The organism is Enterobacter cloacae complex sp. SYL003 (genome assembly GCF_049236925.1).
GTDB classification, from domain to species: Bacteria; Pseudomonadota; Gammaproteobacteria; order Enterobacterales; family Enterobacteriaceae; genus Enterobacter; species Enterobacter intestinihominis.
In genome coordinates, this window is sequence record NZ_JBMKJK010000002.1 from 352,703 (window position 1) to 376,979 (window position 24,277).

General features: G+C 56.2%; 24 protein-coding genes. 14 read left to right on the forward strand and 10 right to left on the reverse strand.

All coding sequences use genetic code 11. From position 1 onward, the window contains the following. The first annotated feature begins 64 nt into the window (after nt 1–64). Both mglA and mglC read left to right on the forward strand, forming a co-directional pair. The gene (mglA, locus tag ACOT1A_RS04205) at nt 65–1,585 is read left to right on the forward strand and encodes a galactose/methyl galactoside ABC transporter ATP-binding protein MglA (protein ID WP_003859320.1); all 1,521 of its coding nucleotides are present in this window, start codon (nt 65–67) and stop codon (nt 1,583–1,585) included. Between the two features lie 15 nt (nt 1,586–1,600). Then, nucleotides 1,601–2,611: a galactose/methyl galactoside ABC transporter permease MglC gene (gene mglC, locus ACOT1A_RS04210; RefSeq protein ID WP_022648694.1), complete on the forward strand. Its 1,011-nt coding sequence runs from the start codon at nt 1,601–1,603 to the stop codon at nt 2,609–2,611. A gap of 127 nt (nt 2,612–2,738) precedes the next feature. Here mglC and sanA read toward each other — a convergent pair whose 3' ends face one another. The 4 genes from sanA to ACOT1A_RS04230 form a co-directional block, all read right to left on the reverse strand. Continuing rightward, nucleotides 2,739–3,449: an outer membrane permeability protein SanA gene (gene sanA / locus ACOT1A_RS04215; RefSeq protein ID WP_022648693.1), complete on the reverse strand. Its 711-nt coding sequence runs from the start codon at nt 3,447–3,449 to the stop codon at nt 2,739–2,741. Nucleotides 3,450–3,576: 127 nt separating this feature from the next. Beyond that, a complete protein-coding gene (gene cdd / locus ACOT1A_RS04220) occupies nt 3,577–4,461 on the reverse strand; it encodes a cytidine deaminase (protein WP_022648692.1) in 885 nt (294 codons plus the stop codon). 128 nt (nt 4,462–4,589) lie between these two features. Continuing rightward, nucleotides 4,590–5,285 carry a CidB/LrgB family autolysis modulator gene (locus ACOT1A_RS04225; protein ID WP_022648691.1) on the reverse strand — a complete coding sequence of 232 codons (696 nt, stop codon included), beginning with the start codon at nt 5,283–5,285 and terminating at the stop codon, nt 4,590–4,592. After that, nucleotides 5,282–5,677 carry a CidA/LrgA family protein gene (locus ACOT1A_RS04230; RefSeq protein WP_022648690.1) on the reverse strand — a complete coding sequence of 132 codons (396 nt, stop codon included), beginning with the start codon at nt 5,675–5,677 and terminating at the stop codon, nt 5,282–5,284. The genes ACOT1A_RS04225 and ACOT1A_RS04230 overlap by 4 nt, the downstream gene beginning before the upstream one ends. Before the next feature lie 168 nt (nt 5,678–5,845). Here ACOT1A_RS04230 and dusC point away from each other — a divergent pair, with 168 nt between their 5' ends. Further along, nucleotides 5,846–6,781 (forward strand): tRNA dihydrouridine(16) synthase DusC, encoded by a 936-nt coding sequence (gene dusC, locus ACOT1A_RS04235; RefSeq protein WP_023306604.1) that lies wholly within the window; start codon nt 5,846–5,848, stop codon nt 6,779–6,781. 45 nt (nt 6,782–6,826) lie between these two features. Here the strand turns inward: dusC and yohP are convergent, their stop codons facing one another. After that, nucleotides 6,827–6,910 carry a small membrane protein YohP gene (gene yohP / locus ACOT1A_RS04240; protein WP_000698460.1) on the reverse strand — a complete coding sequence of 28 codons (84 nt, stop codon included), beginning with the start codon at nt 6,908–6,910 and terminating at the stop codon, nt 6,827–6,829. A gap of 205 nt (nt 6,911–7,115) precedes the next feature. Between yohP and mdtQ the strand changes: the two genes are divergently transcribed. Further along, entirely contained in the window at nt 7,116–8,534 is a 1,419-nt protein-coding gene (gene mdtQ / locus ACOT1A_RS04245; protein WP_276169866.1) for a multidrug resistance outer membrane protein MdtQ, read from the forward strand. A gap of 50 nt (nt 8,535–8,584) precedes the next feature. Beyond that, complete coding sequence (locus tag ACOT1A_RS04250) at nt 8,585–9,349, forward strand: SDR family oxidoreductase (RefSeq protein WP_022648687.1); 765 nt, start codon at nt 8,585–8,587, stop codon at nt 9,347–9,349. A gap of 101 nt (nt 9,350–9,450) precedes the next feature. Here the strand turns inward: ACOT1A_RS04250 and ACOT1A_RS04255 are convergent, their stop codons facing one another. Then, nucleotides 9,451–10,023, reverse strand: a complete 573-nt coding sequence (locus tag ACOT1A_RS04255) for a DedA family protein (RefSeq protein ID WP_276169865.1) — start codon at nt 10,021–10,023, stop codon at nt 9,451–9,453. A 157-nt stretch (nt 10,024–10,180) separates the two neighbouring features. On the opposite strand from ACOT1A_RS04255, the gene ACOT1A_RS04260 reads away from it, so the two are divergent. Together ACOT1A_RS04260 and pbpG are read left to right on the forward strand one after the other, a co-directional pair. Next, on the forward strand, nt 10,181–10,768 hold the full coding sequence (locus tag ACOT1A_RS04260) for a Yip1 family protein (protein WP_003859296.1): 588 nt from the start codon (nt 10,181–10,183) through the stop codon (nt 10,766–10,768). A 167-nt stretch (nt 10,769–10,935) separates the two neighbouring features. Beyond that, nucleotides 10,936–11,859 carry a D-alanyl-D-alanine endopeptidase gene (gene pbpG / locus ACOT1A_RS04265; protein ID WP_006811291.1) on the forward strand — a complete coding sequence of 308 codons (924 nt, stop codon included), beginning with the start codon at nt 10,936–10,938 and terminating at the stop codon, nt 11,857–11,859. 105 nt (nt 11,860–11,964) lie between these two features. On the opposite strand, the gene ACOT1A_RS04270 is transcribed toward pbpG, so the two are convergent. Both ACOT1A_RS04270 and dld read right to left on the reverse strand, forming a co-directional pair. Next, nucleotides 11,965–12,519, reverse strand: a complete 555-nt coding sequence (locus tag ACOT1A_RS04270; protein ID WP_022648685.1) for a GNAT family N-acetyltransferase — start codon at nt 12,517–12,519, stop codon at nt 11,965–11,967. Between the two features lie 102 nt (nt 12,520–12,621). Then, nucleotides 12,622–14,379 carry a D-lactate dehydrogenase gene (dld, locus tag ACOT1A_RS04275; RefSeq protein WP_038416416.1) on the reverse strand — a complete coding sequence of 586 codons (1,758 nt, stop codon included), beginning with the start codon at nt 14,377–14,379 and terminating at the stop codon, nt 12,622–12,624. 189 nt (nt 14,380–14,568) lie between these two features. Here dld and bglX point away from each other — a divergent pair, with 189 nt between their 5' ends. The 5 genes from bglX to ACOT1A_RS04300 all read left to right on the forward strand — a co-directional run bounded on the left by bglX (nt 14,569) and on the right by ACOT1A_RS04300 (nt 20,754). Next, nucleotides 14,569–16,866: a beta-glucosidase BglX gene (bglX, locus tag ACOT1A_RS04280; protein WP_048965839.1), complete on the forward strand. Its 2,298-nt coding sequence runs from the start codon at nt 14,569–14,571 to the stop codon at nt 16,864–16,866. Between the two features lie 136 nt (nt 16,867–17,002). Next, entirely contained in the window at nt 17,003–17,920 is a 918-nt protein-coding gene (gene osmF, locus ACOT1A_RS04285) for a glycine betaine ABC transporter substrate-binding protein OsmF (protein WP_048965838.1), read from the forward strand. A 12-nt stretch (nt 17,921–17,932) separates the two neighbouring features. Continuing rightward, nucleotides 17,933–19,090, forward strand: a complete 1,158-nt coding sequence (locus ACOT1A_RS04290; RefSeq protein WP_023300579.1) for an ABC transporter permease — start codon at nt 17,933–17,935, stop codon at nt 19,088–19,090. Continuing rightward, nucleotides 19,083–20,033, forward strand: a complete 951-nt coding sequence (locus ACOT1A_RS04295) for an ABC transporter ATP-binding protein (RefSeq protein WP_022648680.1) — start codon at nt 19,083–19,085, stop codon at nt 20,031–20,033. Before ACOT1A_RS04290 ends, ACOT1A_RS04295 begins: the two co-directional genes overlap by 8 nt. Continuing rightward, nucleotides 20,017–20,754, forward strand: a complete 738-nt coding sequence (locus tag ACOT1A_RS04300; RefSeq protein WP_276169864.1) for an ABC transporter permease — start codon at nt 20,017–20,019, stop codon at nt 20,752–20,754. The genes ACOT1A_RS04295 and ACOT1A_RS04300 overlap by 17 nt, the downstream gene beginning before the upstream one ends. Here ACOT1A_RS04300 and ACOT1A_RS04305 read toward each other — a convergent pair. After that, nucleotides 20,729–20,842, reverse strand: coding sequence for a protein YohO (locus ACOT1A_RS04305; RefSeq protein ID WP_022648678.1), 114 nt, complete (start codon nt 20,840–20,842; stop codon nt 20,729–20,731). The two genes, ACOT1A_RS04300 and ACOT1A_RS04305, sit on opposite strands and share 26 nt — an antisense overlap. A gap of 69 nt (nt 20,843–20,911) precedes the next feature. Continuing rightward, the gene (mlrA, locus tag ACOT1A_RS04310; protein ID WP_022648677.1) at nt 20,912–21,652 is read right to left on the reverse strand and encodes an HTH-type transcriptional regulator MlrA; all 741 of its coding nucleotides are present in this window, start codon (nt 21,650–21,652) and stop codon (nt 20,912–20,914) included. 218 nt (nt 21,653–21,870) lie between these two features. Here mlrA and ACOT1A_RS04315 point away from each other — a divergent pair, with 218 nt between their 5' ends. Beyond that, nucleotides 21,871–23,556, forward strand: a complete 1,686-nt coding sequence (locus ACOT1A_RS04315) for a sensor histidine kinase (protein ID WP_063199057.1) — start codon at nt 21,871–21,873, stop codon at nt 23,554–23,556. Further along, the gene (gene btsR / locus ACOT1A_RS04320) at nt 23,550–24,269 is read left to right on the forward strand and encodes a two-component system response regulator BtsR (protein ID WP_022648676.1); all 720 of its coding nucleotides are present in this window, start codon (nt 23,550–23,552) and stop codon (nt 24,267–24,269) included. Before ACOT1A_RS04315 ends, btsR begins: the two co-directional genes overlap by 7 nt. The last annotated feature ends 8 nt before the right edge of the window (nt 24,270–24,277 follow it).

Consider the following 24,277-nt stretch of genomic DNA (forward strand, 5'->3'; position numbering starts at 1 on the left):
TTCACTGGGCGCAATTCGTTGCGCCCTTTTATAACGCGATATGCGAGGCCAACAAGGTATAATTATGGTCAGCACAACTACTCAGTCGTCCGGTGAATACTTGTTGGAAATGACCGGTGTTAACAAGTCATTCCCCGGTGTTAAGGCGCTCGATAATGTTAATTTAAAAGTTCGTCCTCACTCTATTCATGCGTTAATGGGTGAAAACGGTGCGGGTAAATCAACATTATTAAAATGCCTTTTTGGGATCTATCAAAAAGATTCTGGCAGCATTCTTTTTCAGGGAAAAGAGATCGACTTCCATTCAGCGAAAGAAGCGCTGGAGAACGGTATCTCGATGGTACACCAGGAATTAAACCTGGTTCTGCAACGTTCAGTTATGGATAATATGTGGTTGGGCCGCTATCCAACCAAAGGTGTCTTTGTCGATCAGGATAAAATGTATCGCGACACCAAAGCCATTTTCGATGAGCTGGATATTGATATTGACCCGCGCGCACGCGTCGGGACATTATCCGTTTCCCAGATGCAGATGATCGAAATTGCCAAAGCGTTCTCCTATGATGCGAAAATCGTGATCATGGATGAACCGACATCGTCATTAACGGAAAAAGAGGTTAACCACCTTTTTACCATCATCCGTAAGCTGAAAGATCGCGGCTGCGGCATTGTCTATATCTCACATAAAATGGAAGAGATCTTCCAGCTGTGCGATGAAATTACCATCCTGCGCGATGGCCAGTGGATTGCCACCCAGCCGCTGGAAGGGCTGGACATGGACAAGATCATCGCCATGATGGTTGGCCGTTCATTGAACCAGCGCTTCCCGGATAAAGAAAACAAGCCGGGCGAAGTGATTCTGGAGGTGCGTAACCTGACCTCACTGCGTCAGCCGTCCATCCGCGATGTCTCTTTCGATTTGCACAAGGGCGAGATCCTTGGTATCGCAGGGCTGGTGGGCGCTAAGCGCACCGATATCGTGGAAACCCTGTTTGGTATCCGTGAGAAAGCCGAGGGCACCATTACCCTGCACGGTAAGAAAATCAACAACCACAACGCCAATGAAGCCATTAATAATGGTTTTGCGCTGGTGACGGAAGAGCGGCGTTCCACCGGTATTTACGCTTATCTTGATATTAACTTTAACTCGTTAATTTCTAATATTCGCAATTACAAAAACAAGGTCGGGTTGCTGGATAATTCCCGCATGAAGAGCGATACCCAGTGGGTGATTGACTCCATGCGCGTGAAAACGCCGGGCCACCGCACGCAAATTGGCTCACTCTCGGGAGGGAACCAGCAGAAAGTCATTATTGGTCGCTGGCTGTTAACCCAGCCTGAAATACTGATGCTGGATGAACCTACGCGCGGTATCGACGTGGGTGCAAAATTCGAGATTTACCAGCTGATCGCAGAGCTGGCGAAAAAAGATAAAGGGATCATTATTATTTCTTCCGAAATGCCGGAATTGTTAGGGATCACAGACCGTATTCTGGTTATGAGCAATGGTCTCGTTGCCGGTATTGTTGAAACCAAAACGACAACGCAAAATGAAATTTTGCGTCTTGCGTCTTTGCACCTTTAAGATCAGGGGCTCCTCATGAGTGCGTTAAATAAAAAAAGTTTTCTCACTTATCTGAAAGAAGGCGGTATTTACGTTGTTCTTTTAGTCTTGCTGGCGATAATTATTTTCCAGGACCCAACGTTCTTAAGTCTGCTGAACTTAAGTAATATTCTGACCCAGTCTTCCGTACGTATTATCATCGCACTGGGCGTGGCAGGGCTCATCGTTACCCAGGGGACAGACCTTTCGGCAGGGCGCCAGGTGGGTCTGGCGGCGGTTATTGCGGCAACCCTGTTGCAGTCGATGGAAAACGCCAACAAGGTGTTCCCGGAGATGGCGACCATGCCGATTTTCGTGGTGATCCTGATCGTATGCGCCATCGGCGCGGTAATTGGCCTGATTAACGGCATCATCATTGCTTACCTGAACGTGACGCCATTCATCACCACGCTTGGCACGATGATCATCGTTTATGGTATCAACTCCCTGTACTACGATTTCGTCGGCGCGTCTCCAATCTCTGGCTTCGAAAGCGGCTTCTCGACCTTCACGCAGGGGTTTGTTGCGCTGGGCAGCTTCCGTCTCTCCTATATCACCTTCTATGCGCTGATTGCGGTGGCGTTCGTCTGGATCCTGTGGAACAAAACCCGCTTCGGTAAAAACATCTTTGCTATCGGGGGTAACCCGGAAGCGGCGAAAGTCTCCGGCGTCAACGTGGCTCTGAACCTGCTGATGATTTATGCCCTGTCCGGTGTGTTCTACGCCTTCGGCGGGATGCTGGAAGCAGGCCGTATCGGCTCTGCCACCAACAACCTCGGCTTTATGTACGAACTGGATGCGATTGCGGCCTGCGTGGTCGGCGGCGTCTCCTTCAGCGGCGGCGTGGGTACCGTGCTGGGCGTGGTGACCGGTGTGATCATCTTCACCGTGATCAACTACGGCCTGACCTACATCGGCGTGAACCCGTACTGGCAGTACATCATCAAGGGCGCGATCATTATCTTCGCGGTTGCCCTGGATTCACTGAAGTACGCGCGTAAGAAATAAGTTCTTCAGAATGGAAAGGCCCGCTCACGTAGCGGGCCTTTTTTTGCCCGGTGGCGCGACGCTTACCGGGCCTACAAAATCGCGATCGTAGGTCGGGTAAGGCGAAGCCGCCACCCGACATCAGTTATTACTTCTTCTGCATTTCCAGCAGCTGCTCCGGCGTCACCGCCGGATAACCTTGCGCATTTTCAGGCACTTCGTGCATCGTTGGGATCGGCACCAGCGGGCCTAAAAAGCGCGGTTCACGCTTGAACAGGTACAGGTCAGCCAGCGCGCCAAAACGGGCGCCAAACTCACGTACGCGTACGCTCAGCATATCTTTTGGCGACGGCACGGCGTAGCACTGGGCCTGGATCCCCATATGCAGGGCGATAAATAGCGCCCGCTCGCAGTGGAAACGCTGGGTGATAATGATGAAATCGTTGGTGTCGAACACCTTGCGGGTACGCACGATGGAATCAAGCGTGCGGAATCCGGCGTAGTCGAGCACGATATCGGCCGGGTCGACGCCTGCGGCAATCAAATCTTTGCGCATCGTCACCGGCTCGTTATAGCTTTGCAGGGCGTTATCGCCGCTTAACAGCAGATAGTTCACCTTGCCGCTGTTATAGGCGTTCAGTGCGCCCTGAATACGATACCGGTAATACTGATTGATGACGCCGGTGCGGTAATACTTGGCGGTGCCAAGCACCACGCCAACCTGGCGGTAGGGGAGGTCCTGTAGGTCATCAAAAATGTAGGGAGCTGTTTTCCAGCTCATCCAGCGGTCGAGACCCAGCACGATCAACAGCAGTATGCCGACCAGGACAGACAGGCTGTAAAACACGCGCTTTAACATGCAGATGGCTCGTACCGATGATGAAATTTCCCTCAGGCTACTGTACCCGCCTGGTTAGCGCAAGAAACAGCGATTCAACTGAGGGGTTTTTCGTCAGACTGGCGGGCAAATCTGCCCGCCGAACAGATTATGCCAGCAGCACGCGGTCGATGGTTGAACAGCCCAGCGCTTTCAGCGTGGCTGCGGTCGCGTCCCACTGGATCAGCGGTGCATCGGCCTTTTCAGCGAGGATCGCGCGCTGAATATCCGGGTAGTCATACCCGTTCAGGCTGAGCAGGTTCAGGGCGCCCTGGAGCGGAGGCAGCGTCGGGTTAAACGCGGCGTTCTCTGCATAGCTGCCGGTGAAGATGCGGCCGTCGCGGCACTGAAGGGCGACGCCGCTTGGTGATTTGCTGTATGGCGTGTGGCTTTTATTGGCGGCGGCAATGGCCGCTTCGCTGAGCGCATCCCCTGATAGCGCGTAACCGTGGTCCTGCTCGTCCATCAGCAGGGTTTTGATCTCAAGATCTTTAGGGCCAAAAGCATCCGGCAGGTAATCACCCAGCGTATGCGGCGCGCGTCCCGGCAGGTTGATACGCAGTTCAAGACCGCTGTTCAGCTCATTCATAAACTGGCGGCAGTGGCCGCAAGGGGTATAGTTGACGGTGATGGCGCGCAGGGCCTTTTCGCCGCGCAGCCAGGCGTGACTGATGGCACTCTGCTCCGCATGAACGGTTTGCTGCATGGTCGCACCGAGAAATTCCATGTTCCCGCCGAAGTACCAGGTCCCGCTCACGCCGCGCGCAATTGCGCCTACGTTAAAATGGGAAAGGTCAGCGCGGGCGCAAGCAGCCGCCAGCGGAAGCAGGGCGAAAGCCAGCGCGTCTTCGTCCAGCCCCGTTGCCTGTTTAAGCGTCGTGACCTGATCTGCCGTCAGCAGGGCGGGGAAATGCGCATCCGCCAGAACCGGAGCCAGGGCTGATTGCAAATTCTCTGCAAGCTGAGAGAAAGCAGCTTGAAAACGTGGATGCATGACGTTGCCTCATCAAGGTTAATGGATCGGTAGTGTACGGAGCCGTACGGCCTTTATATGTGATCCAAATCTCATTATGTATGCAACTTATGAAATGAAAATGAAATTTGCGCGACGCATCGCAAATTTTAGCCCATTACTGCCAGAATAATCGGGAAGATAAACGGCGCAAGCAGGGAGGTTATAATCCCGCAGATCACCAGCGCCAGCGAGCTGAATGCCCCTTCCTGATAATCCAGCTCCGCGCAGCGTGCGGTGCCCAGCGCGTGCGAGGCGGTACCCATCGCCAGACCGCGCGCCGCTTTGGTCCGGATTTTCATGATATTCAGCAGCGTATGACCAAACACCGCGCCCAGGATACCGACGAAAATCACGCACACGGCGCTGATGGCCGGAATGCCGCCGATGCTGCCGCCCACGGCCATGGCAATCGGCGTAGTAACGGATTTAGGCAGGATAGAGGCGGCGATCTGCGGCGATGCGCCCATCAATAAGGCCACCGAGGTACCAGTGATCATCGCAACAAGGCTACCCACAAAGCAGATGGTAATGATGGATTTCCAGCGCGCGCGGATCTGATGCAGTTGCTCATATAAAGGAAACGCCAGCGCCACCACGGCAGGCTGCAACAAATCGTTGAGGATCTTGCTCCCGGCGAAGTAACGTTCATAAGAAATGCCGGTGAGCAGCAGAAAAGGAATAATCACCACCATGGCGACCAGCAGCGGGTTGAGCAACGGCATTTTGAAACGAACCGCAAGCTTACGCGCAGCAAAGAACACCACCAGAGTTAACGGCAGGGACCACCAGATATTCGCCATCATTTTTTTGTTTTCTCCCCGATGACCTTACGTTCGCCATGCACAATGTGTGAGCTCCAGCTGACGACCAGGAAAACTACCAGCGTACTGATGGCGCAGGAGACCACTATCGGGCCGAACTGCGCCTTAAGCACATCGTAATACTGCATAACCCCAACGCCGATAGGCACAAAAAGCAGGGCCATATAGCGAATGAGAACGAAGCACCCCGGGTTGACCCATTTCGCGGGCAGCACCTGTAATGCCAGCAGCACAAACAGGATCAACATGCCGATAATGCTGCCGGGGATGGTAATAGGCAGCAGCGACGCGATAAAAATGCCGGCGTACAGGCAGGCATAAATCAGGACGAAGGCGCGAAGGTATTGCCAGATAGTATTCAGTGATTTGCTCATGGTGAAAGTCCTTGCTGAGACGTATTCATCATACAATTAAACCTGAAAATGTGCCACGGATCACATCATGAATTTTGGGCATACCAGACATTCCAGAATGGAACGCCGGGCTTTCAACATACATAGAGAGCAGCTACTATAGCGCGTCTTTTTTCACAGGTACTCAGAATGCGTGTTTTACTGGCCCCGATGGAAGGCGTGCTCGACTCTCTCGTGCGCGAGCTGCTTACCGAGGTGAACGATTACGATCTCTGCGTGACGGAGTTTTTGCGCGTGGTCGATATGTTGCTGCCAGAAAAATCATTTTATCGTCTCTGTCCGGAACTGCATCGTCAGAGCCGCACCCCCTCCGGTACGCTGGTGCGCGTCCAGCTGCTCGGCCAGTATCCTGAGTGGCTGGCGGAAAACGCCGCCCGCGCGGTAGCGCTTGGCTCGTACGGTGTCGATCTTAACTGCGGCTGTCCGTCAAAGCTGGTCAACGGCAGCGGCGGCGGGGCGACGTTACTCAAAGATCCGGAATTGATTTATCGCGGCGCAAAGGCCATGCGTGAGGCGGTGCCATCGCATCTACCGGTGACGGTCAAAGTGCGTCTGGGATGGGACAGCGGCGACAGGCAGTTTGAAATTGCCGACGCGGTGCAGCAGGCAGGCGCCACCGAGCTGGTGGTGCACGGGCGAACCAAAGAGGATGGTTATAAAGCCGAGCGCATTAACTGGCAGGCGATTGGCGAGATCCGCAAACGGCTTACTATTCCGGTGATTGCTAACGGCGAAATCTGGGATTATGAGAGCGCGCAGGCCTGCCTCAAAGAGACCGGCTGTAATGCCGTGATGATTGGCCGCGGTGCGCTGAACGTGCCGAACCTCAGCCGGGTGGTGAAATACAATGAGCCGCGGATGCCGTGGGCGGACGTGGTGAAACTCCTGCAAAAATACACGCGGCTGGAAAAGCAGGGCGATACCGGGTTGTATCATGTCGCGCGCATTAAGCAGTGGCTGAGTTATTTACGGAAAGAGTACGACGACGCGCTGGGATTATTTCAGGAGATCCGTACGCTACAGACGTCGGCGGATATTGCCCGTGTGATCCAGTCGAAGCACTGAGTGAAGTGTGAATACGTTTGCCCGGCGCGGAGCCGGGCAAACGTATCAGAAAATCATTTTGAATACGCCGGTTACCACCAGCAGCCCTATCAGAAATATAATCAAAATAGCCCACAATAATATTTTCATTCGCCTCTCCTGCGTATGTCTGTCGTCAGTAAGTGTAGCAGTCAATTCATAATTGGTATGAATAGGTGAAATTAAATCATTCGCTTGGGGAATAAATTTCCGGATATGAAAATGTATAACAATATGCGGATTGCCACGCGTTACTAAAAAACGGAACGTCAGTAAGCGTAAGTTGCGCCTTTATTTTTTTTGAGTTTATGGCGTAATGAAACGTTCTCTTACTTTATCTCTGAGTGCTCCCCTTATTTTTATGCTGTCCGCCTGCGCGCCGGAACATGCCACGGTCTCTCCAGTGAAAACGCAAGCCGCCGCCGCTGCTGTAAATACCCAACTAAGTCATGCCGACTGGCCAAAAAACGAATGGTGGAAAGATTTTAATGACCCTCAGCTTAACGCGCTGATTGCTAAAGCGCTGGCGGATGCACCGGATATGCAAATTGCCCGGCAGCGCATCACCCTGGCAGAAGCACAGGCGAAAGCCGCTGTCGCTGCTGATGGTCCACAAATGGATTTTTCCGCAGATGTGGAACGGCAAAAGATGTCGGCAGAGGGGCTGATGGGGCCATTCGCCCTGACTGACCCGGCGGCGGGGACAACCGGACCCTGGTACACCAACGGCACCTTTGGTCTGACGGCCGGATGGGATCTGGATTTATGGGGTAAAAACCGCGCCCAAATTGAGGCCCGCATCGGTAAAGTGAATGCGCAAAAAGCGGAGCTGGAGCAGACCCGACAGCTGCTCGCCAGCAGCGTCGCGCGGCTGTACTGGGACTGGCAGACCGAGGCCGCGGTGGGTGACGTGCTCGCGCAGATCAAACGGGAGCAGGAAAATATCATCGGTGCCGATCGTGAGCTTTATCAGCACGGCATTACCTCCTCGGTGGAAGGCGTTGAAACAGATATCAATGCCAGCAAAACCGATGAACAGCTCGCTGACGTGCACGGCAAAATGAAGGCCATTGAGGCGCGTCTGAATGCATTGACCAATACCCCTTCAGTCACGCTCGCCCGGCATGCCTTACCTGACGCAGAGGCGTCGCTGCCGTCAACGCTCGGTTATGAGCTGCTGGCTCGCCGCCCGGATTTGCAGGAGGCGCACTGGTATATCGAAGCGTCCATGAGCGAAGTGGATGCCGCCAGAGCCGCGTTCTACCCTGACATCAATTTGATGGCGTTCTTGCAGCAGGATGCGTTGCACCTTAGCGACCTGTTCCGCTCATCTGCCCAGCAAATGGGCGTATCCGCGGGGCTGACGCTGCCAATTTTTGACAGTGGTCGGTTGAATGCGAACCTGGATATCGCCCAGGCGCAAAACAACCTCTCCGTGGCGAACTACAACAAGGCCGTAGTGGACGCCGTAAACCAGGTTGCCCGGACGGCCAGCGAAGTGGAAACCCTGACCGCCAAAAATCAGCACCAGCAGCAGATCGAAAAAGATGCGGCGCGCGTCGTTGCGCTGGCACAGGCGCGCTTCAGCGCGGGGATCATTGCCGGCTCCCGGGTGAGTGAAGCAAAAATTCCGGCGCTCAAAGAGCGTATTGCCGGGTTGATGCTGAAAGGTCAGTACGTGGATGCTACGCTCCAGCTCACCTCCGCGCTGGGTGGCGGATATCATCACAGCTAAAATCGCGCATTATCTATACTTACCTCTTTGCAGATTTTCAGGAGGTGAGTATGACGCGAGTCGCAATTGTTACCGCATCGGATTCAGGAATTGGCAAAACGACGGCCCTGATGCTGGCCGAACGCGGGTTTGATATCGGGGTGACCTGGCATTCAGATGAGGAAGGGGCGCTGGCAACCTGCCGTGAAATTGAAGCGCGCGGGCAGCGTGCCGAGGCCATCCAGCTCGACTTAAGCAATTTGCCGGAAGGCGCAAAGGCCATTGAAACCCTGATTACGCGTTTCGGGCGGCTGGATGTGCTGGTAAACAATGCCGGGGCGATGAACAAAGCGCCATTTCTGGACCTGTCGTTTGACGACTGGCGGCACATATTTACCGTTGACGTGGACGGCGCGTTTCTCTGCTCGCAAATCGCGGCGCGTCAGATGGTGAAGCAGGGAGAAGGGGGGCGGATCGTGAACATCACCTCGGTGCATGAACATACGCCATTGCCGGACGCCAGCGCCTATACGGCGGCCAAACATGCGCTGGGCGGGTTAACAAAATCGATGGCGCTGGAGCTGGTTAAACATAAGATTCTGGTGAACGCCGTTGCGCCTGGTGCGATCGCCACGCCGATGAATGATATGGACGACAGCGAAGTGAAAGAAGGTTCAATGCCGGAAATCCCGCTGGCACGGCCAGGGCATACCAAAGAAATAGCCAGCCTGGTGGCGTGGCTGTGTGACAGCGACGCCAGCTACACCACCGGGCAGTCGTTTATCGTCGACGGCGGTTTTATGCTGGCGAATCCGCAGTTTAAGCCAGCAGAATAAACATTCCCCTCACCCCAGCCCTCTCCCCAAAGGGGAGAGGGTGTATAGAGTTCCCTCTCCCCTTTGGGGAGAGGGGTAGGGTGAGGGGCAGCAGGCCGCACTCACTCTTCATCCCGCCGCTTTTCACGATGCTTGAGCCACAGCCGTACCCCAATCACCACCGCAACAACCAGGATCAGCCAGGCCCAGTGTTTAAGATGCTGATCGAGATTATGCAGCCACGGGCCTATCATTTCGCCACCCACGTAGCCAAGCGTGGTAAAAATCAGCGCCCAGGCAATCGCCCCGATAATGTTCAGCGGCAGGAAAATTTTCGGCGGTAAGCGGCTCGCGCCAATCAGTATTGGCCCAATGATGCGAAAGCCATACATAAAGCGGGTGCCAATCACAAACATATAGGGATGCCGCTGGATAAGCCGCTGAGCACGACGAATTTTCTTTTGATGCTTAGCAAAACGTTGTAAAAGCGTCGGACCAAAGCGCAGACCCAGAAAGTAGAGCAGCTGGTCGCCAATCATACCGCCCAGTGCGACGGCGGCGACCACCAGCGGGAATTTCAGCAATCCCTGATGTGCGGCCACTCCGCCCAGCAGCGTGATGGTTTCACCCTCTGCCACGCTGCCGATGACCAGCGCGGCGTATCCATATTGTTCAATAAGACCGTTGATATCCATTAAGTAAATGTCGTCTCCCTTACTGTGCCTGCGTTAATCATATACCCCATCCATCAACCACGCGGCAATCAACGGAAATTTCCCACTGTACATAAAATAATCTAAAGCCTGCATTATACTTTAGCTATCGCTGACGGGCCGACAACAAGGGGGCGTTATGAACCATGTCTGGGGACTTTTCTCCCATCCCGATCGTGAAATGCAGGTCATCCGTAACGAGAACGAAACGGTCGCGCATCACTACACCCACCACGTCCTGCTGATGGCAGCGGTGCCGGTGGTCTGCGCGTTTATTGGTACTACGCAAATAGGCTGGAACTTTGGTGATGGCACCGTGGTTCAGCTTTCCTGGTTTACCGGACTGTACCTGGCCATTCTGTTTTATGGCCTGATGCTGGCCGGGGTGGCGGTAATGGGGCGGGTCATCCACTGGATGGCGCGCAACTATCCGCAGCGCCCGTCGCTGGCACACTGTATGGTCTTCGCCGGATACGTCGCGACCCCGCTGTTCTTAAGCGGTATTGTTGCGCTCTATCCACTGGTCTGGCTGTGCGCGCTGATCGGTACGGTTGCCCTCTTTTACACCGGTTATCTGCTGTATGTAGGAGTGCCAACCTTCCTCAACATCAATAAAGAAGAGGGCCTGAGCTTCTCCAGCTCTACGCTTGCCATCGGCGTGCTGGTCCTTGAGGCGCTACTGGCCCTGACAGTTATTCTTTGGGGTTATGGATACCGTCTCTTTTAAGTCCCCTGCATTGCTGGCGTAAATGCCAGCAATGCAGCATCTGGTTATGATTCTCCGCTGGCGACAACGCACGGTGACCGCTATGATGCCGAAGCCAGCCTGTGTTTATCCGTCGACACAGGCGGTGTACGTCATAACGTGCGTGAATCATTATCAGAAGTCTCATCATGCTGAAATTTCGAGTGTCACTCCTTAGTCTTGCGCTACTGTTGGGCGTCTCCGCTACCGCGCCAGCCATCGCCAAAACGCCCGCAGTTGCCACCGCTGCTGCGCAACCCCAGATTGCGTCCGGCAGCGCGATGATCGTTGACCTGAATACCAACAAGGTGATCTACGCCAGTCACCCGGATCTGGTGCGCCCGATCGCTTCCATAACCAAAGTCATGACCGCGATGGTGGTGCTTGATGCACGACTGCCGCTGGACGAAAAGCTAAAAGTGGATATCAGCCACACGCCAGAGATGAAAGGGATCTACTCTCGCGTGCGTCTGAACAGTGAAATCAGCCGTAAAAATATGCTGCTGTTGGCGCTGATGTCCTCAGAGAACCGCGCGGCGGCGAGCCTTGCCCACCATTATCCTGGCGGTTACGACGCGTTTATCCGCGCGATGAATGCCAAAGCCAAAGCGCTGGGGATGAAAAATACCCATTTCGTGGAGCCAACCGGTCTGTCGATCCATAACGTCTCGACGGCGCGTGATTTAACCAAGCTGCTGATCGCCAGTAAGCAATACCCGCTGATTGGTCAGCTCAGCACCACGCGTGAGGAGATGGCGACATTCTCGAACCCGGCGTATACGCTGCCGTTCCGCAACACTAACCATCTGGTGTATCGCGATAACTGGAATATTCAGTTAACCAAGACCGGATTCACCAATGCGGCAGGGCACTGCCTGGTGATGCGCACCGTGTTTAACGGTAAACCAGTGGCGCTGGTGGTGATGGATGCCTTCGGCAAATATACCCACTTTGCGGATGCCAGCCGCCTGCGCACCTGGATTGAAACCGGGAAAGTGCAACCGGTGCCGGCTTCAGCGCTGGCGTATAAAAAGCAGAAAGCGGAACAGATGGCGACGGCGCAGAACGACTGAGTCGCCTGTCTGTGCCGGGTGGCGGCTTCGCCTTACCCGGCCTACGGCCCTAAAGCGGCCCCGATACGTAGGCCCGGTAAGCGGAGCGCCACCGGGCGAAAGCGCCTACTCCGGCAGCGTCCAGTCACCATCGTTGAGTGGACGCTGCATGATCAACGTATCCCGCCAGTCGCCCTTCTTATACCCCACGCTGCGCAGTTGACCGACAACCTCGAAGCCATGTTTTTTATGCAGCCGTAACGATCCCGCATTATTGTTTCCGTCACCGACCACAGCAATCATCTGCCGCCAGGGACCTTGCTCACACCGTGCAATCAGGGCATCCATCAGCGCCGAGCCAAACCCGCGCCCGGTGGTGCTGGCATCCACATAGATGGATTCCTCAAGGGTGTACCGGTAGGCCTGACGTGGACGATAAAACGTGGCGTAGCAGTAGCCGACGACAATGCCGCGATACAGCGCAACCAGCCACGGTAAACCGCTGTCGGTCACACTCTTCATCCGCTGACGCATCTCATCGACGGTGGGGGGAACTTCCTCGAAGGACGCACGGCCATGAAGCACATGCCAGGCGTATATCGCCGAGATGGCATGTGCATCGTCAGGAAGGGCGTCGCGCACCTCGATTTCAGTTTCGGGTAAAATCTCTACAGCCGACATGTTCTGCCCGCTCCTTGTTTGGAAAGCCAGAGAAACGTTTCTCTGGCAACAGGCAGATACTCTAGTACGATTGAGGAGAGCTTAACAATCTCTTAAATTTGGCTATAGGCGTTCATCAGAGGCTTGCGTATTTTGCTTCTCTGTTTCGGCACTCTCTTTCCAGTATTTCTTCCGCGTTGTCTTACCAATGCCGGGGTTCATACTGTTTGTAGGGTCATTTTTGCGATAAAACTGTTTAAGCGTCTCCGGCGCTTTGTACAAATGCCCCACGTTGTGCTCGGCAGGATATTGCGCGCCACGCTCGTGCAGCAACGCCAGCATCTGCTCTTTCAACGCATGCGCATCCACCCCTTTTTTGACGATGTAATCCTGGTGGAAGACATAGCACATGAAGTGGCCGTAATAGAGCTTGTGTACCAGCTTGCTGTCAATCTCCGGCGGCAGATGTTCAAACCACTCGGTATCGTTGCGACGCAGGGCAATATCCAGCGCCAGAATATCCTCTACCTCTTCGGAATGCACAGCCTGATAACGGATAGCCGCACCCGCCGCGGCGAAGCGGTGCAGGAAGGCTTTGCTGCCTTCTTCCGGCGTGCAGGCGAAGAAATCCCCGTCGGCAGTTTTGAAGAACTCGGTGAGCCAGCTCTGCGCTTCGGCAATTCCGTCCCCGGCCATTTTCAGCAGCAGGTGGTGCTCATACTTATCGCGCCAGGTCTTCATCCGCTCCGGTAAATGCGCCGGGAAGGCGTTGCCCAGTTTCTGCATAAAGCGGTCGGTGAAGTGCGGTTTGAACAGCGACACTTTCTCCAGCATCGCGTCGGTGCGGCCCTTCATGGTGAAGAAGAACGGCATTTTGTCGGTGCCGAGCTTGTCGATCATCAGGAAGGTATCTTTGCCGTAGCGCTCAGCGATGTCATAAATGTCCCGGTGCATATACTCGCCCGCCACCGGCAGGTGAGTGAACTCGGCCAGAATATGACGGCGGATCTCCGTCAGCACCTCCGGCTGATTGGTGCCAATGTAAAACACCTGCTGCTTTTTCTCTGCCGGGAAGGTATCGAGGCGCACCGCAAAAACGGCCAGCTTGCCCGCGCAGCCGGAGGATTCAAACAGGCGATCCGGATCGGCGTTATAGCGCGCTGGCGTATCGGCATTGATATCGCGCACGCGGGTGATGTAATCGTGGTCATGCGCGTGACGGCCATCGTGCTGAACGTCTTCGTCCTTCACGCGGTCATCGTCAAGTTTGCTGAGGATCTGCTCTGGCGTTACACCCAGATCGATCCCCAAATGGTTAACCAGCGTCAGCTTGCCGTTTTCATCGATACGGGCAAACAGCGACATCTCTGTGTAGGCCGGGCCGCGCTGCACCAGCGAGCCGCCGGAGTTATTGCAGATCCCGCCGATCACCGAGGCACCAATGCACGAAGAGCCGATCACCGAGTGCGGTTCGCGACCCAGCGGCTTAAGCGCCTTTTCCAGCGAGTAGAGCGTGGTGCCGGGGAAGGCGAGTACCTGTTCACCCTTGTCCAGCAGGTGCAGTTTGTCGAGGCGCAGGGTGCTGATAATCACGATGTCACGATCGTAATCGTTGCCGTTCGGCGTGGAGCCTTCAGTCAGGCCGGTGTTAGCAGCCTGCATTAAAATAATCTTGTCTGCCGCAACGCAGGCGCTGAGCACGCGCCACAGTTCGAGCAACGTACCGGGGAAGACCACCGCCAGCGCGTCGCCCTGGCCGGAGCGAAAGCCCTTACGGTAGCGGGCGGTTTTGGCCGGGTCGGTAAGCAGGTGAGAGTGACCAACCAGGCGCGACAGTTCGTTAATAAAAGTAGTGTTATCGTTAGTTCGAACAGAAGACATCTTCCACTCCTTGTGGTGGGGCAAATTTCTCGCTGTAAAGCATAGCGCGATTAGCCGTTGAGCGGTCGGGTATTCATGAGAAAAATCAGAGAATAACCCTGCAAGGTTTTCAGGCTTTGTGGCACACTGCGCTTTTCGCACGGTCTGGCCGGGTGCTTCCCGCGGTTATTGATGAGAGAGAATAACAACATGAAATGGCTATGTTATGTAGGTGTCGCCGTCAGCCTGGCGCTGCAACCTGCGCTGGCAGAGGATTTGTTTGGTAATCACCCGCTCACGCCTGAAGCCCGCGACACCTTTGTCACGGATTTACTCAAAAAGATGACGGTCGATGAGAAAATCGGCCAGCTGCGCCTGATAAGCGTCGGCCCGGATAACCCGAAAGAAGCCATTCGCGAGATGATCAAAGACGGGCAGGTAGGAGCCATTTTTAACACCGTTACCCGCCAGGATATCCGCAAAATGCAGGATCAGGTGATGGAACTGAGCCGCCTGAAAATTCCGCTGTTCTTCGCCTACGACGTGGTGCACGGCCAGCGTACCGTCTTCCCGATTAGCCTCGGCTTAGCCTCCTCCTTTAACCTCGATGCGGTGAAAACCGTCGGGCGCGTATCGGCATATGAAGCCGCAGACGACGGCCTGAACATGACCTGGGCGCCGATGGTAGACGTCTCCCGCGATCCGCGCTGGGGCCGTGCTTCGGAGGGCTTTGGGGAAGATACTTGGTTAACCGCCACGATGGGCAAAACCATGGTGGAAGCGATGCAGGGCAAAAGTCCGGCAGATCGTTACTCGGTGATGACCAGCGTCAAGCACTTCGCCGCCTATGGCGCGGTGGAAGGCGGCAAAGAGTACAACACCGTGGACATGAGCCCGCAGCGCCTGTTTAACGACTATATGCCGCCGTACAAAGCGGGGCTGGACGCGGGCAGCGGCGCGGTGATGGTGGCATTGAACTCTCTCAACGGCACGCCTGCCACCTCCGATTCGTGGCTGCTGAAAGATGTGCTGCGCGACCAGTGGGGCTTCAAGGGCATCACCGTTTCGGATCACGGGGCGATTAAAGAGCTGATAAAGCACGGCACAGCGTCTGACCCGGAAGATGCGGTACGCGTGGCGCTCAAGTCCGGCATCAACATGAGCATGAGCGACGAATACTACAGCAAATACCTGCCGGGGCTGGTGAAGAGCGGCAAGGTGACGATGGCGGAGCTGGACGATGCCGCTCGCCACGTGCTGAACGTGAAATATGACATGGGGCTGTTTAACGATCCTTACAGCCATCTGGGGCCGAAGGAATCTGATCCGGCGGACACCAATGCTGAAAGCCGCCTGCACCGCAAAGAAGCCCGCGAAGTGGCGCGCGAAAGCCTGGTACTGCTGAAAAACCGTCTCGACACGCTGCCGCTGAAAAAATCCGGCACCATTGCCGTGGTCGGTCCGCTGGCCGACAGCAAGCGTGACGTCATGGGCAGCTGGTCCGCCGCAGGCGTGGCGGATCAGTCCGTTACCGTGCTGACAGGCATTAAGAGCGCCGTGGGTGATAATGCAAAAGTGGTTTACGCCAAAGGCGCAAACGTCACCGACGATAAAGACATCGTGACCTTCCTCAACCAGTACGAGGAAGCGGTGAAGGTGGATCCACGCACGCCGAAAGAGATGATCGACGAAGCGGTTAACGCCGCGAAGCAGTCCGACGTGGTGGTCGCCGTGGTAGGTGAAGCGCAGGGGATGGCGCACGAAGCCTCCAGCCGGACCGACATCACTATCCCACAAAGCCAGCGTGACCTGATCGCGGCCCTGAAAGCCACCGGCAAGCCGCTGGTGCTGGTGCTGATGAACGGGCGTCCGCTGGCGCTGGTGAAAGAAGACCAGCAGGCTGACGCCATTCTGGAAACCTGGTTCGCCGGTACCGAAGGCGGTAACGCCATTGCCGACGTGCTGTTTGGCGATTACAACCCGTCCGGCAAGCTGCCGATGTCCTTCCCGCGCTCCGTCGGGCAGATCCCGGTTTACTACAGCCACCTGAACACCGGTCGTCCGTACAACGCCGACAAGCCGAACAAGTACACGTCCCGTTACTTCGACGAGGCTAACGGCCCGCTCTATCCGTTTGGCTATGGCCTGAGCTACACCACGTTTAAGGTCTCTGACGTGAAAATGTCGGCGCCGACCCTGAAGCGTGACGGCAAAGTGACCGCCAGCGTGGAAGTGACCAACAGCGGCAAACGCGAAGGCGCGACGGTGATCCAGATGTACGTTCAGGATGTCACGGCCTCCATGAGCCGTCCGGTGAAACAGCTGCGCGGCTTCGAGAAGGTCAACCTGAAACCGGGCGAAACCAAAACGGTCAGCTTCCCGATTGACGTAAATGCGCTGAAGTTCTGGAATCAGCAGATGAAATACGATGCCGAGCCTGGCAAATTCAACGTCTTCATCGGCGTGGATTCCGCCCGCGTGAACAAAGCCGAGTTCGAACTCCAATAATCTTACCTTCCTCCCCATCCCCCGCCTGGCGGGGGATGCCTCTCATCTGGTACGAAAAACGGTTAAATTCACTGTTTTAAGCTACGCTTTTCTCTCAAGCCTATGAAAAAGGCCACAAAATAATGAGGAAAGCAGAATGACGATTATTAAGGGGATAACAGGGTCGGCGGTGCTTCTGGTGGCGCTGAGCCTGCCGTTACAGGCCGCAGAGCCGGTTAAGGTGGGTTCCAAAATTGATACCGAGGGCGCGTTGCTCGGCAATATCATTTTGCAGGTGCTCGAAAGCCACGGCGTGAAAACGGTCAATAAAGTGCAGCTTGGCACTACGCCTGTCGTGCGCGGTGCTATCACTTCCGGCGAGCTGGATATCTACCCGGAATACACCGGCAACGGGGCATTCTTCTTCAAGGATGAAAACGATCCGGCCTGGAAAAATGCCAAAGCCGGGTACGAAAAAGTCAAAAAGCTGGACGCGGAAAAAAATAAGCTGGTCTGGCTTACACCGGCACCGGCCAACAACACCTGGACCATCGCGGTGCGCAAAGATATCGCCGAGAAAGGCAAGCTCACCTCGCTTGACGATCTCAGCCGCTACCTAAAAGAGAAGGGCGAGTTTAAGCTCGCGGCCTCGGCAGAGTTTATCGAGCGCGCTGATGCCCTGCCAGCGTTTGAAAAAGCTTATGATTTCAAGCTCGATCAGGCACAGCTACTTTCTCTGGCGGGCGGCGACACGGCGGTGACCATTAAGGCGGCGGCGCAGAAAACCTCCGGCGTCAACGCGGCGATGGCTTACGGCACCGACGGCCCGGTCGCGGCGCTTGGTCTGCAAACCCTGACCGACCCGAAAGGCGTTCAGCCAATTTACGCCCCAACCCCGGTCGTGCGCGAGGCGGTGCTGAAAGCCTACCCGGATATCGACGATTGGCTCAAACCGGTGTTTGAAAAACTGGATGCGAAAACGCTGCAACAGCTGAATGCCAGCATTGCCGTAGAGGGGCTGGATGCCAAAAAAGTGGCTGCCGACTTCCTGAAACAACAAGGGCTTGTGAAGTAACGGGATAAGGCTGTGCCAATAAAATGTCATAACCGCGTCCTGCTGCTGTTGGTCTGTGTGGCCATCGTGGCGGTCGCGTTACCTTTTGTGAATGTCGCGCCAAACCGTCTGGTGTCGGGCGAACCGCGCGCGCTGTGGCAGATCTGGGCATTTACGCCGCTGCTGCTGGGCGCGGCGCTGGCGAGTACCGTAGTCTTAGCCTTCTGGCCGGGGCGAACCGCGCTGTGGCTGACGCTTCTGCTCAGCGAAGCGCTGTTTATCGTACTGTTCTGGAGCGCAGGACAGGCGGCAACGCAGATGGCCTCGGTTGAAAGCCCGCTGGCGCGCACGTCGATTGGCAGCGGCCTGTGGCTGTGGCTGGCACTCTGCCTGCTGGCCTGTAGCGATGCCATTCGCCGCCTGACGCCGATACCTGTGTGGCGCTGGCTGCTGAACGCGCAATTCTGGGTTATTCCCCTGCTGATCCTCTTCAGCGGCGATCTGAATCAACTCTCGCTGTTAAAAGAGTACGTCAACCGCCAGGAGGTGTTTGACAACGCACTGGCGCAACATCTGACGATCCTGTTCGGGACGCTGGTCCCGGCGCTGCTGCTGGGCGTGCCGCTGGGCATGTGGTGCTACCGACATCCCAGCCGCCAGGGTGCCGTCTTTACCGTGCTCAACGTTATTCAGACCATCCCCTCCGTTGCCCTGTTTGGCCTGCTGATTGCCCCCCTCGCCGGTCTGGTTAAATCCTTCCCTGCGTTGGCCGCGGCAGGCATTGCCGGAACCGGGCTGACCCCGGCGCTGATTGCCCTTGTGTTGTATGCGCTGCTGCCACTGGTGCGCGGCGTGGTGGCGGGCTTAAGCCAGGTTCCGCCCGACGTGCTGGAAAGCGCCCATGCGATGGGGATGAGTGCGCGCCAGTGTTTCTGGAAAATACAGCTGCCGCTTGCGCTTCCGCTGCTGGTTCGCAGCCTGCGGGTGGTGACGGTGCAAACCGTGGGGATGGCGGTGATTGCCGCGCTGATCGGGGCGGGCGGCTTTGGGGCGCTGGTGTTCCAGGGGCTGCTCAGCAGCGCGCTGGATCTGGTGTTGCTGGGCGTTGTGCCCACGATTGCGCTGGCGGTCGTGCTGGATGCCTTATTTGCCCTGTGGCTCGCGCTGCTCAGGAGAAGAGCCAATGATTGAATTTCATGATGTGAGTAAAACCTTTGCGGGCCGTCCGGCGGCAAGCCATCTCAATCTGCATTTTGCCGAGGGGGCGTTCTCGGTATTGATCGGGACGTCGGGGTCGGGAAAATCGACGACGCTGAAGATGATCAATCGGCTGGTGGAGCACGACAGCGGGACGATTCGCTTTGCCGGAGAGGAGATCCGCAGCCTGCCGGTGCTGGAGCTGCGGCGGCGTATGGGCTACGCCATTCAGTCCATCGGCCTGTTTCCCCACTGGACGGTGGCGCAGAACATTGCCACCGTGCCACAGCTGGAAAAATGGTCCCGGGGGAAGATCAATGAGCGTGTCGACGAGTTGATGGCGCTGCTGGGCCTGGACGCGTCGCTTCGCGACCGCTACCCGCACCAGCTTTCCGGCGGACAACAGCAGCGGGTCGGGGTGGCGCGCGCGCTGGCCGCTAACCCGCAGGTACTGCTGATGGATGAGCCCTTCGGCGCGCTGGATCCGGTCACCCGCGGCGCACTTCAGGCCGAGATGAGCCGCATCCACCGTATTCTCGGGCGCACCATCGTGCTGGTGACGCATGATATCGACGAAGCACTGCGGCTGGCCGATCGTCTGGTACTGATGGATCACGGCGAAGTCGTCCAGCAGGGTACGCCGCTTGAGCTGTTAACGTCGCCGGCAAACGATTTTGTGCGTGAGTTCTTTGGCCGCAGCGAGCTGGGTGTCAGGCTGCTCTCGCTGCGCACCGTCAGGGACTATCTGCGTCCGCAGGATGCGCAAATCGGTGGTGAACCGCTGCATGACGGGATGAGCCTGCGCGATGCCCTTTCGGCGTTTGTCGCCCGGCAGTGTGAGGTGTTACCCGTTGCGGACGGGCAGGGGACACCATGCGGGACGATCCATTTTCGCGATCTGCTGGCGGGGGAGGTGACGCGTGAAGTGGGTCCGTGATCCGTTACTCTGGCTGACAGGGCTGTTTATCGCCTTACTCTACCTGATGCCGCACAGCGCGGCGCTGTTTAATGTGCTTATTCCCGGGCTGCCGCGCCCGGTGTACCAGCAGGAGAGCTTTGTTAATCTCACCCTGGCGCACTTCTGGCTGGTGGCGGTGTCAAGCGTGATTGCCATCGTGCTGGGCACAGGTGCCGGTATTGCGGTGACGCGGCCTGCGGGCAGGGAGTTCCGTCCGTTGGTGGAGACCATCGCCGCAACGGGGCAGACCTTCCCGCCGGTGGCCGTGCTGGCGATTGCCGTGCCGGCGATCGGTTTTGGGCAGGAGCCTGCCATCATTGCGCTGATCTTGTACGGCGTGTTGCCCATTCTGCAAGGGACGCTGGCGGGCATTGCGGCGGTGCCTGCATCGGTGCTGAGCGTAGCGGAAGGGATGGGAATGAGCGCCTGGCAGCGGCTACTGAAGGTTGAACTGCCGCTGGCCGCACCGGTGATTATTGCCGGTGTGCGGACGTCCGTGATCATCAACATTGGTACGGCAACCATCGCATCGACGGTCGGGGTCAATACGCTGGGGACGCCGATCATTATCGGGTTAAGCGGGTTTAACACGGCCTATATTATTCAGGGGGCGGTTCTGGTTGCGCTGGCGGCGATTGTGGTGGATCGCCTGTTTGAACGCCTGGCCGGATACCTCAGCCAACACCGCCGCGAACAATAAACGAGTAACCTGCAAGCATAACGCCACCGATACCGCTGACGGCCATCAGTGCGAAAAGGGTAATTACGGCCAGTTTCGTTGCCTTCATCATGTGCTCCTGTTGTTAACGGAACAATTATACGGTGAAGCGCAGCTGTTAATGAACCATTAAATGCCGTTACAACGCATTTGGCCCCAGCGAGTAAACGGGATAACCATGTTCGCGCCATTCCGTCAGGAGCTGCTGCTGGGAAGCGGAGGGGACTTCGCCACACCAGACCAGCAGCGTCTGCCCCTCAAACAGTTCCGGCCTGAGCTGTGCCAGGGAGTGTGCAAGCACGTCAACGCGCCAGCCCTGCTGGGTGGCAATCCAGGCTTCGAGCCACAGCCGGGTGGTATCGTGGACGTTCCAGCCGATCACCAGCGCATCTTTGCTGTTTTTATTCCGCGCTGAGGCAAGACAGACGGAAATATAGTTAATGAGCACGCCATCAAGCATGCTGAGCAGTGCCTGTAAGGTGGTTTGCTGACACTGAAGCCGACGCCGTAGGGGGATAAAAAGATGGGTGATCAGGGTTTGCGCGGGGTAGTCTCGACCCTGTTCTTTGATCCAGCCGCGCAGACGCTGCAAATTGCCGGTCTGCAACAGCCTCAGCAGCGTTTCCTGCTGCTCGCGCCAGAGATGCTGCGTATCAGGATCGTCCTGGCTCAGAAGCGACTTCACCTTGCCTACCTGTACGCCATTGTCGATCCAGCTTTTGATCTCGCGGATCCGGTCAATATCCGCATCGTTAAACAGGCGGTGCCCGCCGTCCGTTCTTTGCGGCTTAAGCAATCCATACCGTCGCTGCCACGCCCGTAGCGTAACGGGATTGATATCACACAGGAGTGCCACTTCACCTATCGTGTAAAGCGCCATTTTCGCCCCCAGGCTTGCGCGTCCCCAGCTTAACTGTAGACCCACTTTGCGGAACCAGGAAGATTTGATTCTTTTTTGTACAAATTATACGAAAGACAGGTTATCTCCGGCAAAAGGTGTGATGACGGACACGATTTATCGCTTTTTTGGCACGTTTCAAAGAAAGTTAACCGCCATCAGTGTATGTTACGCGTTTTTAGAATGTGCGGTTTGTGAGTATGTACGAGTTTAATCTGGTGCTGCTGTTGCTTCAGCAGATGTGCGTGTTTCTTGTCATCGCCTGGTTGATGAGCAAAACGCGCCTGTTCATTCCGCTGATGCAGGTCACCGTCCGTCTGCCGCACAAATTCCTCTGCTACGTCGTATTTTCCATATTCTGCATTATGGGGACCTGGTTTGGTCTCCATATTGAAGATTCCATCGCCAATACGCGCGCCATTGGCGCGGTAATGGGCGGGCTGCTCGGAGGCCCGGTCGTGGGCGGTCTGGTGGGGTTAACCGGCGGCCTGCACCGCTATTCGATGGGCGGTATGACGGCACTAAGCTGCATGATCTCCACCATTGTCGAAGGGCTACTCGGTGGTCTCGTCCACAGCTATATGATTAAGCGCGGACGGCCGGATAAAGTGTTCAGTCCCCTTACCGCCGGGGCGATTACCTTCGTGGCGGAAATGGCGCAGATGGCGATCATCCTGCTGATCGCGCGCCCGTTTGACGATGCGTTACATCTGGTCAGCAGCATTGCCGCACCGATGATGGTCACCAATACCGTAGGTGCGGCGCTGTTTATGCGCATTCTGCTCGACAAACGCGCCATGTTCGAAAAATACACCTCGGCATTTTCTGCCACCGCATTAAAAGTTGCGGCGTCGACGGAAGGGATCCTGCGGCAGGGATTCAACGAGGAGAACAGCATGAAGGTGGCGCAGGTGCTGTATAAAGAGCTGGATATCGGGGCCGTGGCGATTACCGATCGCGAAAAGTTGCTGGCGTTTACCGGTACCGGGGACGACCACCATCTTCCAGGTAAGCCGATCTCCTCGGCCTACACTTTGCGCGCTATTGAAACGGGTGAAGTGGTGTATGCCGACGGGAATGAAGTGCCGTACCGCTGTTCCCTGCATCCGCAGTGCAAACTTGGCTCTACGCTGGTCATTCCCCTGCGGGGCGAAAACCAGCGCGTCATGGGCACCATTAAGCTTTACGAAGCCAAAAATCGCCTGTTCAGCTCCATCAACCGCACGCTGGGGGAGGGGATCGCCCAGCTGCTTTCGGCGCAAATCCTGGCGGGGCAGTATGAACGGCAAAAAGCGCTGCTGACGCAGTCAGAAATTAAGCTCTTGCACGCTCAGGTGAATCCGCATTTCCTGTTTAACGCGCTCAACACGCTGAAGGCGGTGATCCGCCGCGACAGCGATCAGGCCGCGCAGCTGGTGCAATTTCTGTCGACATTTTTCCGCAAAAACCTGAAGCGTCCCTCGGAGATCGTCACCCTCGCGGACGAGATTGAGCACGTAAACGCCTATCTGCAAATTGAAAAAGCGCGCTTCCAGTCACGATTACAGGTGTCGTTATCCGTCCCGGATGAGCTGGCGTATCAGCATCTTCCGGCCTTTACCCTGCAACCGATTGTGGAGAACGCCATTAAGCATGGGACGTCGCAGCTGCTGGGAACCGGAGAAATCATGATTTCCGCTTCCCGTTTTAACCACCATCTGGTGCTGGATATTGAAGATAACGCGGGGCTGTATGAAGTCTCCGCGTCAGGCGGTCTGGGCATGAGCCTGGTGGATAAGCGCCTGCGCGCACATTTTGGTGATGACTGCGGTATCACCGTCGCCTGTGAGCCAGACCGCTATACCCGAATTACCTTACGATTGCCGCTGGAGGAGAACGCATGTTAAGAGTGCTGATTGTTGATGATGAGCCGTTAGCACGGGAAAACCTGCGTGTCCTGTTGCAGGAGCAGAGTGATATTGAGGTCGTGGGGGAATGCGCCAATGCCATTGAAGGCATCGGTGCTGTGCATAAACTGCGCCCGGACGTGCTGTTCCTCGATATTCAGATGCCGCGCATCAGCGGTCTGGAGATGGTCGGCATGCTCGACCCGGAGCACCGTCCCTATATCGTCTTTCTGACGGCCTTTGATGAGTACGCGGTAAAGGCGTTTGAAGAGCACGCGTTTGATTATCTGCTGAAACCGATTGAAGAGAAACGCCTTGAAAAGACCCTGACCCGTCTGCGCCAGGAGCGTACCGCGCAGGACGTGACGCTGCTGCCGGAGCATCAGCAGCCCCTGAAGTTTATCCCCTGTACCGGGCACAGCCGGATTTACCTCCTGCAAATGGACGACGTTGCCTTTGTCAGCAGTCGTCTGAGCGGGGTATACGTCACCAGCGCTGAAGGCAACGAAGGCTTTACCGAGCTTACGTTACGCACGCTGGAGAGCCGCACGCCGCTGATCCGCTGTCATCGACAGTATCTGGTGAACATGGCGCACCTGAAGGAGATCCGCCTGGAAGATAACGGCCAGGCCGAACTGGTGCTACGTGCAGGGCAAACCGTGCCCGTCAGTCGTCGCTATCTGAAAAGTTTGAAAGAGGCGATAGGGCTGTAAAACTGGTA